Annotated in this window: 13 protein-coding genes and 1 other RNA gene; 5 read left to right on the plus strand and 9 right to left on the minus strand. The window is 72.7% G+C overall.

Annotation, left to right across the window (positions count from 1 at the left end; all coding sequences use genetic code 11):
* From ACLBYE_RS18500 to ACLBYE_RS18510, 3 genes are all read right to left on the minus strand, one after another.
* Positions 1–1,308, minus strand: a 1,308-nt coding sequence (locus ACLBYE_RS18500; protein WP_447695287.1) for a DNA polymerase III subunit gamma/tau, incomplete at its 3' end; no start/stop codon positions are given.
* A gap of 37 nt (positions 1,309–1,345) precedes the next feature.
* An RNA gene (gene ffs / locus ACLBYE_RS18505) (signal recognition particle sRNA small type) lies at positions 1,346–1,444 on the minus strand.
* Positions 1,445–1,497: 53 nt separating this feature from the next.
* Positions 1,498–1,758: a PepSY domain-containing protein gene (locus ACLBYE_RS18510; protein ID WP_020092787.1), complete on the minus strand. Its 261-nt coding sequence runs from the start codon at positions 1,756–1,758 to the stop codon at positions 1,498–1,500.
* 143 nt (positions 1,759–1,901) lie between these two features.
* On the opposite strand from ACLBYE_RS18510, the gene ACLBYE_RS18515 reads away from it, so the two are divergent.
* Together ACLBYE_RS18515 and ACLBYE_RS18520 are read left to right on the plus strand one after the other, a co-directional pair.
* Positions 1,902–3,440, plus strand: coding sequence for a YifB family Mg chelatase-like AAA ATPase (locus tag ACLBYE_RS18515; RefSeq protein WP_447695288.1), 1,539 nt, complete (start codon positions 1,902–1,904; stop codon positions 3,438–3,440).
* Positions 3,437–5,194 (plus strand): protein kinase domain-containing protein, encoded by a 1,758-nt coding sequence (locus ACLBYE_RS18520; RefSeq protein WP_447695289.1) that lies wholly within the window; start codon positions 3,437–3,439, stop codon positions 5,192–5,194. Before ACLBYE_RS18515 ends, ACLBYE_RS18520 begins: the two co-directional genes overlap by 4 nt.
* A 15-nt stretch (positions 5,195–5,209) precedes the next feature.
* On the opposite strand, the gene ACLBYE_RS18525 is transcribed toward ACLBYE_RS18520, so the two are convergent.
* The 5 genes from ACLBYE_RS18525 to ACLBYE_RS18545 all read right to left on the minus strand — a co-directional run bounded on the left by ACLBYE_RS18525 (position 5,210) and on the right by ACLBYE_RS18545 (position 9,903).
* Positions 5,210–5,929, minus strand: coding sequence for a glutathione S-transferase (locus tag ACLBYE_RS18525; RefSeq protein WP_447695290.1), 720 nt, complete (start codon positions 5,927–5,929; stop codon positions 5,210–5,212).
* Between the two features lie 48 nt (positions 5,930–5,977).
* On the minus strand, positions 5,978–6,427 hold the full coding sequence (locus ACLBYE_RS18530; protein WP_447695291.1) for a hypothetical protein: 450 nt from the start codon (positions 6,425–6,427) through the stop codon (positions 5,978–5,980).
* A gap of 135 nt (positions 6,428–6,562) precedes the next feature.
* On the minus strand, positions 6,563–6,937 hold the full coding sequence (locus ACLBYE_RS18535; protein ID WP_447695292.1) for a hypothetical protein: 375 nt from the start codon (positions 6,935–6,937) through the stop codon (positions 6,563–6,565).
* Positions 6,938–6,980: 43 nt separating this feature from the next.
* A complete protein-coding gene (locus ACLBYE_RS18540; protein WP_447695293.1) occupies positions 6,981–8,870 on the minus strand; it encodes a methylmalonyl-CoA mutase family protein in 1,890 nt (629 codons plus the stop codon).
* A 229-nt stretch (positions 8,871–9,099) separates the two neighbouring features.
* Positions 9,100–9,903, minus strand: coding sequence for an undecaprenyl-diphosphate phosphatase (locus ACLBYE_RS18545; protein WP_447695294.1), 804 nt, complete (start codon positions 9,901–9,903; stop codon positions 9,100–9,102).
* Positions 9,904–10,156: 253 nt separating this feature from the next.
* On the opposite strand from ACLBYE_RS18545, the gene ACLBYE_RS18550 reads away from it, so the two are divergent.
* Genes ACLBYE_RS18550 through ACLBYE_RS18560 form a run of 3 tightly spaced genes read left to right on the plus strand, consistent with a single transcriptional unit; the run spans position 10,157 to position 12,884 of the window.
* Complete coding sequence (locus ACLBYE_RS18550; protein WP_020094651.1) at positions 10,157–10,849, plus strand: glutathione S-transferase family protein; 693 nt, start codon at positions 10,157–10,159, stop codon at positions 10,847–10,849.
* Between the two features lie 29 nt (positions 10,850–10,878).
* Entirely contained in the window at positions 10,879–12,024 is a 1,146-nt protein-coding gene (queG, locus tag ACLBYE_RS18555; protein ID WP_447695305.1) for a tRNA epoxyqueuosine(34) reductase QueG, read from the plus strand.
* On the plus strand, positions 12,021–12,884 hold the full coding sequence (locus tag ACLBYE_RS18560) for an SDR family oxidoreductase (RefSeq protein ID WP_447695295.1): 864 nt from the start codon (positions 12,021–12,023) through the stop codon (positions 12,882–12,884). Before queG ends, ACLBYE_RS18560 begins: the two co-directional genes overlap by 4 nt.
* Here ACLBYE_RS18560 and ACLBYE_RS18565 read toward each other — a convergent pair whose 3' ends face one another.
* Positions 12,885–13,709 (minus strand): metal ABC transporter permease, encoded by an 825-nt coding sequence (locus ACLBYE_RS18565; RefSeq protein ID WP_447695306.1) that lies wholly within the window; start codon positions 13,707–13,709, stop codon positions 12,885–12,887.
* Positions 13,710–13,751 lie beyond the last annotated feature (42 nt).

Consider the following 13,751-nt stretch of genomic DNA (forward strand, 5'->3'; position numbering starts at 1 on the left):
GGACCCGCCGCCGCGCAGGTCGGGAATCGGCGGCAGGGGCGGCCGGCCCGACGCGGACGGGGCCTCGTCCGCGGGCGCGGCGGCGGCCTCGGCCCGGAGTTGGCGCAGCGCCTCGTCGGGTGTGGGCAGGTCGGCCGCGTAGGCGAGGCGCACGATCGCCATCTCGGCAGCCGCGAGTGGCCGGGGCGCCGCCTGGACCTCGGGGATCGCCTTCAGCAGGATCTGCCACGCCCGCGACAGGGCGCGGATCGAGAGCTTCTCGGCGAACGCGGCGCCGCGGACGCGCTCGGTCTCGCTGAGCGTCGGGTCGGCGGCGGCTTCCGGCACCACCTTGAGCCGTGTCACGAGGTGCGTGAAGGCCGCGAGATCCGAGAGCACGACCGACGGGTCCGCGCCGGAATCGTACTGCGCCCGCAGCTCGGCGAAGGCGGCCGGCACCGCGCCGCGCATGACCGCCTCGAACAGGTCGAGGATCCGGGCGCGGTCGGCGAGGCCCAGCATGTCGCGCACGCTCTGCGCCGTGATCGTGCCGGCGCCGTGGGCGATCGCCTGATCGAGCAGCGAGAGCGCGTCGCGCACCGACCCTTCCGCGGCGCGCACGATGGCGCCCAGCGCCTCGTCCTCGACGGTGACACCCTCGGCCGCGCAGACCTTCGCGAGATGCGCGTGCAGGGTCGGCGCCTCGACCCGGCGCAGGTCGAAGCGCTGGCAGCGGGACAGGATCGTCACCGGGACCTTGCGGATCTCCGTGGTGGCGAACACGAACTTCGCGTGCGGCGGCGGCTCCTCCAGCGTCTTCAGGAAGGCGTTGAACGCCTTCTCGGAGAGCATGTGGACCTCGTCGACGATGTAGACCTTGTAGCGCGCCGAGACCGGCCCGTAGCGGATGCCGTCGATGATCGCCCGGACGTCGTCGATGCCGGTATGCGAGGCGGCGTCCATCTCCAGCACGTCCATGTGCCGGGATTCCATGATCGCCGCGCAGTGGAGGCCGAGTTCCGGCATCGACACGGTCGGGCCGGTGTCGGGCTGTCCGGCGCGGGCGTAGTTGAGGCCGCGGGCCAGGATGCGGGCCGTCGTGGTCTTGCCGACGCCGCGGACGCCGGTGAGCATCCAGGCCTGCGGGATGCGGTTGGCCGCGAACCCGTTGGCGAGGGTCCGCACCATCGCGTCCTGGCCGATCAGGTCGCCGAAATTGGTGGGGCGGTACTTGCGCGCGAGCACCCGGTAGGGCGTCGCCGCGGCGGGGGGCGCTGGAAACCCGGGCAGGCCCGGCTCGTCGTCAGGCGTGCCGGTCGTAGCGTCCATGCCGTGTCTGGGTCAGGCTGCCGCGCGCCGTGGAATGAGGTGGGAGGCTGGACGAAGACCCGCTCGGTCTCGTTAGGGCTGCTTCCTTCCGGACCTGACCCGGTTGGCGAGTGAAACGTCCCTCGCCAACCCCCCGCCGGCTATATGGCCGGGCCTCGGCCCGAACGCAAGCGCTGCCGAAGCGCAGCCTCACTCGGCCTTGCGCTTCACGATGGCCAGGGTCTTCGGATCGAGCTTCAGGTCGAACTGCTTGCCGCTCGCGTCGATCGCGTCGTCGACCTCGATCATGCCGTCGTCGAGCTCGATCTCCTTCCACTTGGTGAAGCCCTCCTGCTTGAGCATGGCCTCGACCTTGGCCTGCTGATCGGGCGGAAGCTTCTCGTCGGCGCGGGCGGCGAGGCCGGTCCCGGCGATCAAGGTCAGGGCGAGAAGGGACGTGGTCAGGCGCATGGCTGTCTCCGATCCGGCAATTGTTTCCGGCTGTGAACAGGCGTGTCGCGGCGGAGTTCCATGGTGGCGATCCCCTTGAGCCGCCCCCGAATCTGCCGCACATCTTGGCGGTATCGGAACGCGGCGGCGAGGACACTGCACGGATGGTCACCCGCGTCGCCACCGTGGCCTTCGAGGGCATCGAGGCGCGGGCGGTGGACGTGCAGGTCCAGATCGTCCCCGGCTCGGTGGTGTTCACCGTCGTCGGTCTGCCCGACAAGGCGGTGGCGGAATCGCGCGAGCGGGTCCGCGGCGCGCTGATCGCTTCGGGGCTGGCGCTGCCGGCCAAGCGCATCACGGTGAACCTCGCGCCGGCGGACCTTCCCAAGGAAGGCTCGCATTTCGACCTGCCGATCGCGCTGGGCGTCATGGCGGCGATCGGCGCGATCCCGGCGGACGCGCTCGCCGGCTACTGCGTGCTGGGCGAGCTCGCCCTCGACGGCAGCATCACGGCGGTGAGCGGCGTGCTGCCGGCCGCGATGGCGGCGGCCGATCGGGGGCTCGGGCTCATCTGCCCGGCGCCCACCGGGCCGGAGGCGGCCTGGGCCGGGGGCGACCTCGACGTGCTCGCGCCGCGCTCGCTGATCCAGCTCGCCAACCACTTCAAGGGCAGCCAGGTGATGGCGCGGCCGGAGCCCGCCATCGCCGCGCCGGCCGGGCCGCTGCCGGACCTCGCCGACATCAAGGGGCAGGAGGGCGCCAAGCGCGCCCTGGAGATCGCGGCCGCCGGGGGCCACAACCTGCTGATGAACGGGCCGCCCGGCTCGGGCAAGTCGATGCTGGCGGCGCGTCTTCCCTCGATCCTGCCGCCGCTCACGCCGCGCGAGCTGCTCGACATCTCCATGATCCAGTCGGTGGCGGGCGCGCTGAAGGACGGGGCGCTCTCGAATCGCCGGCCGTTCCGGCAGCCGCACCATTCCGCCTCGATGGCGGCCCTGGTGGGGGGCGGCCTCGGGGCGCGGCCCGGCGAGGTCTCCCTGGCCCATGGCGGCGTGCTGTTCCTGGACGAGCTGCCCGAATTTTCCCCGCAGGTGCTCGACAGCCTGCGCCAGCCGATGGAATCCGGGGCGGTGATGATCGCCCGGGCCAACCACCGGGTCACCTACCCGGCGCGCTTCCAGCTGGTCGCGGCGATGAACCCGTGCCGCTGCGGCCAGGGTCTCGAACCGGGCTACGCCTGCCGGCGCGGGCCGAACGCGCGCTGCATGGCGCAGTACCAGGCGCGGATCTCCGGCCCGATGCTCGACCGCATCGACCTGCGCGTCGAGGTGGCGGCGGTGACGGCCGCCGACCTGATCCTGCCGGCGCCGGCCGAGGGCTCCCGCGAGGCGGCCGCCCGGGTGTCGGCGGCCCGCGCGCTCCAGGGCGCGCGCTACGCCGCGCGCGGCCTGCCGGAATCCACCACCAACGCGACCTGTCCGGCGACGCTGATCTCGGACGTCGCGAGCCCCGACGCCGACGGGACGGCGCTGATCCGCCAGGCGGCCGAGAGCATGCGCCTCTCCGCCCGCGGCTTCCACCGGACGCTGCGCGTCGCCCGGACCCTGGCCGACCTCGACGGCGAGGCGCAGGTCCGCCGGCTCCACCTCGCCGAGGCGCTGTCGTACCGCGGCCGGGGCGACAGCGCGGCGCCCGCCGCTTGAGCGCCGGACCGCGCGGCCCGGCCGACCTGACGGTCACGATCGGCCAGCACAGCAGCGCCGGCCGCAAGGCCGCCAACCAGGATTTCAACGGCGCGCTGGTCCCGGTCCAGCCGGCGCTGGGCCTGAAGGGGATCGCGGTCGCCCTCGCCGACGGGATCAGCAGCAGCGCGGCGGGCGCGGCGGCGAGCGAGACCGCGGTCAAGAGCTTCCTCAGCGACTACTACGCCACGCCGGACACGTGGTCGGTGAAGACCTCGGCGCAGCGCGTGATCGCGGCCACGAATTCCTGGCTCTACGCCGAGACGCGGCGCGGGGCCGATCCGAACGATGCCGACCGGGGCCACGTCACGACCTTCGACGCCCTCGTGCTGAAATCCCGCGTGGCCCACCTCTTCCACGTGGGCGATGCCCGGATCTGGCGGGTGTCGGGCCGGTCGCTCGAGCAACTCACCGAGGACCACCGCGTCGTCGTCTCGGCGGCGGAATCGTATCTCGGCCGCGCCCTCGGAGCGCAGGGCCGCGTCGAGATCGACTACCACGCCGTGGGCGTCGAGGCCGGCGACACCTTCGTGCTGACGTCGGACGGCATCCACGAGCATGTCCGGCCCCGCGACATGGTGGCGGCGATCGCGCGGGCCGAGACCCTGGACGCGGCCGCGCGGGCGATTATCGACCTGGCTCTGGCGGCCGGCAGCCCGGACAACCTGACGATCCAGATCGTGCGGGTCGAGACCGTGCCGGAGGGAGAGCCGGCCGACCTCCTCGGCGAGGCCGAGGGGCTGGACCCGGCGCCGCTCCTCGACCCGCCCGCGGAGCTCGACGACTTCCGGCTGCTGCGGATCCTCCACTCCGGACCCCGGAGCCGCGTCTACCTGGCGGTCGAGGCGGAGACCGGCACCCAGGTCGCCCTGAAGGTGCTGTCGCTGGACCTGCGGGACGATCCTGCCCAGCGGAAGCGCTTCGTCATGGAGGAGTGGATCGCGCGGCGGATCGACAATCCGCACGTACTCAGGGCCCATCCCCAGGCCGGCCGCCGCAGCCACCTCTACACGGTGATGCGCTACGTCGAGGGACAGACTCTGACCCAGTGGATGCGCGACCACGCGGCGCCCGAGCTGGAGGCGGTGCGCGGGCTCGTCGAGCAGGTCGCCCGGGGCGTGCAGGCCTTCCATCGGCGGGAGATGGTCCATCAGGACCTGCGGCCCGACAACGTCCTGATCGACGCGGCCGGCACCGTCCAGATCATCGATTTCGGCGCGACCCAGGTCGCCGGGGTCGTCGAGGGCGATCCCCGGATCGACCCGGCGGAGATCCTGGGCACGGTGCAGTACACGGCGCCGGAGTGCTTCCTCGGCGCCCCGGGGACCGCCCAGTCGGACGTCTTCGCGGTCGGCGTAATGACCTACCAGATGCTGACGGGGCGGCTGCCCTACGGCGACGCTGTGCCCCGGGCCCGGACGCGCGCGGCGCAGCGGCGGCTGCGCTACGCGTCGGCGCTGACCGTGCGCCCGCTGCTGCCGGTCTGGGTCGACGGAGCGCTGCGCAGGGCCGTCCATCCCGATCCGCTGCGGCGCTACGCGACCGTGTCGGCCTTCGTCCACGACCTGCGCCACCCCAACCCGGCCTTCACGGATGGCCGGCGGGCTTCGCTCCTGGAGCGCGACCCGCTGCTGTTCTGGCGCCTGCTGTCGCTGGTGCTCGGTCTCGTCGCGCTGGTGCTCGCGGCGATCCTGATCGCCGGCCCCCGTCGCTGAGCCCCGGCTGGCGCCTCAGGGATCCAGCTCCGGGTAGCGGCGGAAGATGCCGTCCTCGTTGAACGGGATCCGGCGCTCGCTGGCGAGATAGGCGGCGAGCCGCGGGCGCCGCGCCACGGCCTCGTGGTGCTTCGCGACCTGCGGGGTACTCCGGAGGGCCGCGGCGGTCGCCTTGGGGAAGGCGTAGAGCAGGCCGTCCACGAGCTGGAACAGCGACAGGTCGGCGTAGCAGAGATCCGCGCCGACGAGGCCGCCGCCGCCGTTGGCCGCCAGCACGCGCTCGAAGTAGCCGAGATATTTCGGGATGCGCTCGCCCCGGAACTCCGCCGCCCGGCGCAGCGCCTCGGCCTTCTGCTCCGCGTAGTACAGGCCGACGCCGACGGGATGGTGGGTGTCGTGCGCCTCGTCGACCGCGTCGGCGACGGTGAGCTGGAGCTGATGGGTCCAGATCCGGTCGCGCTCCGACGGGCCCACGAGCCCGAGGCGCGGCCCGAGATAGAGCAGGATCGCGGCGCTCTGCCCGACGACGACGTCGCCGTCGCGCAGGAAGGGCGGTGCCAGGGGCGGCCGCGGATCGGCGGGGTCGGACAGGCGGTCGAGCATCGGTCCGATGCCGCCGGAATCGTCGTCCTGGCGGGCGACGTCGACGTAGTCGGCGCCCGCCTCCTCGAGGGCGAGGCGGACGAACTCGCCGCGCCCCTGGATCATCGGCCAGTAGTGGAGCTCGTAGGGCATCGCCGCCTCCGGGTCGGGGAAGGCGCAGCGACCCCGGACGGTTCCCGCTCAGTCGTTCCCGGCCGGCTCCTCCACCGAGGCCTTCTCGAGCGGCGGCTCGGCGCTGGCGACGGCCTTGCGGGCGAACATCGGCTGGAGGCGCTCGGCGAGCTGCTGGTCCAGATGCTTGACGTAGGCGCCCTTGAAATAGCGCTCACCGGTCTTCGCGCCGTAGAGGTTGTCGTGGGTCCGGATCATCGCGGCGACCTCCGGGCGGCACAGGAAGCCCGTGATGCCGACGGCCTCGTACCAGCGGCCGGCGCGCGCCTCGGCCGTCGCCTTCGGGTTCGACAGCACCGTCTCGGCGAAGCACGCGGTGGCGGCCTGCCGCAGCGGCGCCAACACCTTCTCGGCCTCCGCCGCGTTCACCTTCGGGGCGGCCGGGTGCCGGTGAGGACGCGCCTCGGCGGCCGAGACGAGCGCGAGGACGGTGAAGGTGGCGAGGATCGAAGTCTTCATACGGGCGGCCTCGTCGGGTGTCCGAACCGTGTTCAGCTCTCGCTCATGATTGCGTCGGGATCGGGGCTACCGGTTCGGTCCGGTTGTCCGATTCAGGGCGAGATCCCGACTGTTTCGCGACGGCCACAGCCGCGCTCAGCCGCGCCGCTCCGCGTTCCAGTGTCCCCGGCAGGCGAGGGCCCCGGTCGAGACCCAGGTTCCGTTACCGAAGCCGTCCGAGCCCAGGCGTCCCCGCACGTCGGCGGTGGCGGCACCGTTGGAGATCGAGCCGCGGATCGCCCCGTTCCTCGCGACGCCCCCCTCGACCACGAAGGCGGTCCCGACGAAGCGCGCCCGCCCGCGCTCGATCCGCACCGGGTAGCGATAGGCGCGGTCGCAGTTCCCCGTCTCGGTGATGATCTCGACGCTCCAGGTGCCGTCGAACCGATCGGGCAGGGCGGCCGCGCGGGGGGCGGACGCGGCGGGAAGCGTGCCGGCGAGGAGCAGGGCGACGGCGATGCGGGGTGTCATGCGGATCCGGAGTGCCGTGGGCTTCGGAGAGACCGGCGCCCCGTCAGCGCGGCGCCTGCGGCGCGGGGGTCCGCATGGCCGCACGGAGCGCCGCGTTGAGGAGGGCGAGGAGGTCGCAGCCGACATGCAGGAAGGCGGCCACGCCCGCCTGCTTCAGCGGCTCGGCCAGGTCCGTCGGCTTCCCGGCGAGGTAGACCGGTCCGGCGCCGGCCCCGGTCAGCGCCTCCGCGGTCGCGACCGCGCGCTCGGCGTAGATCCCGTCGGTGGAGCAGATGCAGGCCAGGCTCGCGCCGGACTCCCGGAACGCCGCCGCCGCCGCCTCGGCGTCGGGGAAGCCCTCGTTCGACAGAGCCTCGAGCCCGCCGGCCGCGAAGGCGTTGGCCGCGAAGGTCGCCCGGGCGTTGAAGGCCGCCACCGGGCCGAGATTGGCCAGGAACACGACGGGCCGGCGACCGGTCTTGGCGAGGAAGGCGTCCGAGGCGTCCCGCAGGGCCTCGTAGGGTTCCGCGAGGCGCTGGGACGGCAGCGCGTCGCAGGCGACGGCCGAGCCCGCGCCGAAGTTGGATCCGCGCACCGCCGCCGCGGGCGGCACGTCGAGAACCGTGACCGGCTTCTCGGGGAGGTTCGGGAACTCGCTCGCACCGGTGAGCGGCTCGCGGCGGGTCGCCACCGCCTTGGCGCGGGCCTCGCGGGTCAGCTCGATCCGCCGCTGGAGCTTGCCGACGCTGAGCGAGGCGACGATCCCGCCCTCGGCTTCGATCGCCTGGAACGCCGCCCAGCCCGCCTCGGCGAGCTCGGCCGTCAGGGCCTCGAACCCGCCGGCGCCGGCCGCGGGGTCGCTGACCCGCGCGAGATGCGATTCCTCGATGAGCACGATCTGGCTGTTGCGCGCCACGCGCCGGGCGAAGGCGTCGGGCAGGCCGAGGGCCTGGGTGTACGGCAGGACCGCGACGCTGTCGGCGCCGCCCATGCCGGCCGAGGCCGCCGCCATGCCGGTCCGGAGGATGTTCACGAACGGGTCGCGCTTGGTCATCATCCGCCACGCGGTCTCGGCGTGGAGGCGCAGCGGCTTCGGCTCGAGGCCGCAGGCCTGCTCGACGCGCGCCCAGAGGCGCCGCATCGCGCGGAACTTCGCGACGGTGACGAACTCGTCGGCATCGGCCGCGAGCAGCACGGCGACGCGGTCGCGCGCGCTCGCGAGATCGTGACCGGCCGTTTCCAGGGCGCGCAGGTACGCGACGGCGGTGGCGAGCACCGCGCCGAGTTCCGCCGCCTCGCCGGCGCCGCCCTCGTGGTAGGGCCGGCCGTCGGCTAGGAAGGCACGGCCGCGGAAACCCGCCGCCTCCAGCTCGGCCACGGCCTCGGCGAGGCGGGGCGCGATGTCGGTCCAGACGGCTCCGAGGCTGCCGGTGGCGGCCAGGACGCCGACGGGATCGAGCCCCAGATCGACGTCGTAGGTCGACAGATCCTCGCCGCGGCGCTCCGCCAGCGCCTTGACCAGCCGGGCCACCTCCAGGCCGCGGCCGCCCGCATCGATCCGCAGGGCGATCAGCGGTAGCATCACGCCCTTCAGGGCGGCGTCGAGCTCCTCGACGCTCGCCGCGGTGAGACCGTAGCCGCGGGCGCCCGGCGCGCCCGCGAAGGCGAGCACGAGGGCATCGGCCCCGCCCTCGAGGTCGGTCAGCGCCTGCGCGTTGGCGGTTTCGAGGTCGGGATGGTCGACCCGCTGGGCGATCCGCCAGGGTCCGGGCTCGCGCACCGGCTGCGCCGCCGGCTCGGCCGGTCCGTAGAGGGGCTCGATCCGCAGGCCGTCGGCCGTCCGCGACACCAGCCGCTTCTCGAAATCGGCGCCCTTCAGGACGCCTTCGACGAGGCCGAGCCAGCGCGCCCGGTCTGCGGGCTCGAAGAGGTCGGCGAGCGGTCTGTCTTCCATCGGTACGTCCCAGGGCGCGGCGTCTTCTGCACCGCTTTCATGCGTTTGCCTCGCACGCCGCTCTGCCGCTGGCAATCGCCCGATGGTTGAGGAAAGCTCAAGCCGCGGATCACCGATTTTTGAGTGATGCGGCCCAGGCGCGGTGAGGGGCACCTGTCGATCCGGATCGCGATTCCGAGCCGCTGCCGGCGAGCCCGGACCGACCGGACGGGGCGCGACCCCGCCCGCGTCAGCCGAGGATGATCAGGCCGGCGAAGCCGAGGGCGCCGACGATGATCCGCCACCACGCGAACAGCCAGAAGCCGTGCCGGGAGACGTAGTCGAGCAGAAACCGCACCACGAACAGCGCCGAGACGAACGACACGACGAAGCCGATCGCGATGAGCCCGACATCGTTGCTCGAAAGGTATTTGTAGTTGTCGAGCAGGTCCTTGGCGAAGGCACCCGCCATGGTCGGCATCGCGAGGTAGAACGAGAACTCGGTGGCCGAGCGCTTGTCGGCGCCCATCAGCATCGCGCCCACGATCGTGGCGCCCGAGCGCGAGACGCCGGGGATCATCGCCAGGCACTGGAAGATGCCGATCTTCAGGTCCATCGGCAGCGAGAAGTCGTAGACGTCGGTCTTCTTCACCTCGAGGTCGGTGTCTTCGATGACGAGGAGCACGAGGCCGCCGGCCACCAGGGTCGCGCAGACGATCCACGGGTTGAACAGGTAGGCCTTGATCAGCTTCGAGAAGAGGCCGCCGATGATCGCCGCCGGCAGGAACGCCACCAGGATCCCGAAAACGAAGCGGCGCGCCTTCGGATCGGACGGCAACGCGGTGGCGATCCCCAGGAGGCGGCGGAAATACACCAGCAGGATCGCCAGGATCGCGCCGAGCTGGATCAGCACCTCGAAGGTGTTGTTGGGCGAGTGGAAGCCGATGAAGTGCCCCACCAGCAGCTGGTGGCCGGTGGAGGAGACCGGGATGAACTCGGTCGCCCCCTCCACCAGGGCGAGCAGCACTGCCTTGCCGATGCTTGCCGGATCCATCGCGACGCCCTGTGCCGCGCGCGCGGCGACCCCCGTCGGGCCACCGCCTGCCACGCGAAATGGTTGTACCCGAGGCTTCGCCGATCAGGGTTGACGGGCAGTTACCGGGCCGGGCCGCGCGTGTTAAGGGCTCGGCAACGGTCGGGCAATAACGCTCGGTCCGAAGTCCTCTGCGCCGAAGACCCGCGCTTCAGGACCCACGACGAGCGCGGGACCGGCCGCGCTGGCAGACCGAACGTCCCGCACGGCCTCGATGGCAACCCTCTACCATTTCCCCTTCTGCGCGAATTCCCGTTTCATCCGTCTCGTGCTCGCCGAGATGGGCATGGAGCCGACGCTGTTCGAAGAACGGCCCTGGGAACGGCGCGACGACTTCCTGCTGATCAACCCGGCGGGCGTCACGCCCGTGCTGCTGGAGCAGAACGGCCTCGTGGTTCCCGGCGCCGGCGTCATCGCCGAGTACCTCGACGAGACCCGCGGCCTCGGGCTCTCGGGGCGGCGGATGCTGCCGGAGGACACCGTCGAGCGCGTGGAGGTGCGGCGCCTGCTCGACTGGTTCCTGGTCAAGTTCGAGTCCGAGGTGACCGCCTACCTCGTCAACGAGAAGATCTCGAAGCGCTTCATGTCGGCCAACGAGGGCGGCGGCCCGCCCGACATGAACGCGATCCGCGCGGCGCGCTCCAACGTGCGCTACCACCTCAAATACATCGGTTACCTCATCGCGCGGCGGCGCTGGATCGCCGGCGACAACCTGACCTATGCCGATCTCGCGGCGGCCGCCCATCTCTCCTGCGTCGACTACCTGGGCGACGTGCCCTGGGACGAGGACGAGATGGCGCGGAACTGGTACGCCCGCGTCAAGTCGCGGCCCTCGTTCCGCGCCCTGCTCGCCGACCGGGTGGCCGGGATGGCGCCGGCCGCCCACTACGCGGATCTGGATTTCTGAACGCCCGACGGACCTACCACGGCGCCGACCTGCGCCGCCTCGTCGAGACCCGGGCCGCGACGCTCGGGTTCTGCGGCCTGCGCGTGACCCGTCCCGACCGGCTGCCCGACCTGCCCGGTCGCCTGTCCGCCTGGCTCGCCGAGGGCGCGCAGGGCACCATGGACTGGATGGCGGAGCGGGCCGACCAGCGCGCCAGCCCGATCGCGCTGTGGCCCGGGGTGCGCAGCATCCTGGTCCTGGCGATGAGCTACCAGCCGGAGCACGATCCCCTCGACCTCGTGGCGCGCCGCGACCGCGGGGCCGTGGCCGCCTACGCGCAGCGGCGGGATTATCACGAGGTTTTGAAGGGCCGCCTGAAAGAATTGGGTGGGTATCTGTCGGCCAAGGGCGACGTGCGGGTGAAGGTCTTCTGCGACACCGCCCCCGTCATGGAGAAGACCCTGGCGGAGGCGGCCGGCCTCGGCTGGCAGGGCAAGCACACGGTGCTGATCTCCCGCGGGCACGGCAACTGGCTGCTCCTCGGCGCGATCTACACGAGCGCGGAATTCGAGCCCGATGCGCCGGAGCCCGACCGTTGCGGCTCCTGCCGCTCCTGCCTGGACGTCTGCCCCACCGACGCGTTCCCGGCGCCCTACCGGCTCGATGCGCGCCGCTGCATCTCGTACCTGACGATCGAGCATGCCGGGCCGATCCCGGCGGCGTTCCGGGCGGCAATCGGCAACCGGGTCTTCGGCTGCGACGACTGCCTGGCCGTCTGCCCCTGGAACAAGTTCGCCCGCACCGCGGCGGAGAGCCGGCTCGCCGCGCGGGCGGACCTGGCGGCCCCGGCGCTCGCGGATCTCGCGGGCCTCGACGACGCGGCGTTCCGCACCTTCTTCGCCGGCACGCCGGTGAAGCGCACCGGGCGCGACCGCTTCCTCCGCAACGTCATGATCGCGATCGGCAATTCCGACGACCCGTCGCTCGCGGAGGCGGCCGTCGCGCGCCTGCGCGACCCGTCTCCACTGGTGCGCGGCATGGCGGTCTGGGCCTGCGGCCGGCTGCTGGCACCCGAGGCCGTCCGCGCGCTCGGGCGGCAGCACGGCGATTCCGAGACCGACGCCCACGTGCGGGACGAGTGGCGGGCCGCCACCGGCTTGACGGAACCGCGGGCGGACGAGACATCCGCGGCATGAACCTCTTCGTCTTCGGGCTCGGCTTCACGGGCCGCCACTTCGCCGAGCGGGCGCGGCCGCGTTTCGCGACCGTCCGCGCCACGGTGACCGACCCCGCGGCCGCCGACCGCGTCGCGACGGAGACGGGCTTCGCCATGCGCGCCTTCGGGCCGGAGGCCGACGATCCCCGGATCGCGGCGGATCTCGCCGACACGGACGTGCTCCTCGTCTCGGCGCCCCCGGGCGAGGCCGGCGACCCGGTGCTGGCCCGCTACGCCGACGCCGTCGCGACGAGCCGGATCCGGTGGATCGGCTACCTGTCGACCATCGGCGTCTACGGCGACCAGGGCGGCGCCTGGATCGACGAGACCACGCCGGCGACCCCGCGCAGCGCCCGGTCCAAGGTGCGCGTCGACGCCGAGGCGGCGTGGCTGGCGCTCGGCGCCGCGACCGGCAAGGCCGTGCAGGTCTTCCGGCTCTCGGGCATCTACGGACCCGGGCGCAACCCGATTGTGAAACTGCGGGAGGGGCGCTCGCAGCGCATCGTGAAAGCCGGGCAGGTCTTCAACCGCATCCACGTCGACGACATCGCCACGACGCTGCTCGCCTCGATCGACCGGCCGCGGCCGGGGGCAATCTACAACGTCACCGACGACGAGCCGACCGCGCCCCAGACCGTGACCGAGCACGCCGCGGCCCTCACAGGCCTGCCGCTGCCGCCCGAGATCGATTTCGAGACCGCCGACCTGTCGCCGATGGCGCGCAGCTTCTACGGCGAGAACAAGCGCGTCCGGAACCGGCTGATCCGCGACGAGCTCGGCGTCGCGCTCGCCTACCCGACCTATCGTGAGGGACTCGCCGCGCTCAAGGACCAGCCCTGATCAGGCCTCGAGGTGGCGCGGCCGGACGAGGCGGCGGAGCAGGCCGTCGCGCGGGCCGACCATCATCGAGGCCAGATAGAGCGCGCCGGCCGCCAGCACGATGGCCGGCCCGCTCGGCACGTCGTACCGGTACGACAGGCTGAGCCCCGACACGCTCGCCAAGGCGGCGATCAGCATCGAGACCGGGATCAGCCCGGCCAGGTCGCGAGCCCAGAACCGGGCCGCCACCGCCGGCAGCAGCATCAGCCCCACCGCCAGCAGCGTGCCGAGGGCCTGGAACCCGCCGACGAGGTTCACCACCACCAGCGCCAGGAAGGCGAGGTGGACCGGGCCGCCGCTGCGGCTGACGCTCCGCAGGAACAGGGGATCGACGCATTCCATCACGAGCGGCCGGTAGATCAGGGCCAGGGCCAGCAGGGTCAGCGTGCTGATGCCGCCGAGCAGCCATAGGGCGGCGTCGTCGAGCGCCAGAACCGAACCGAACAGGAAGTGCATGAGGTCGATCTGCGAGCCGCGCAGGGAGACCAGCAGCACGCCGGCCGCGAGCGAGATGAGGTAGAAGGCCGCGAGGTTCGCGTCCTCGCGGACGACGGTCGCGCGGGTGACGGCGCCCGCGAGGAGAGCGACCGCGAGGCCGGCGACGAGGCCGCCGAGCGTCATCGCCGGCAGCGACAGGCCGGCGACGAGGAAGCCGACCGCGGCGCCGGGCAGGATCGCGTGGCTCATCGCGTCGCTCATCAGGCTCATGCGGCGCAGCGTCAGGAACACGCCGATGGGCGGCGCCGAGACCGACAGGGCGAGGCAGCCCGCCAGGGCCCGGCGCATGAAGCCGAACTCCACGAACGGCGCGAACAGGGATCCGAGCGG

The sequence above is a fragment of the Methylobacterium sp. A52T genome (assembly GCF_053346095.1).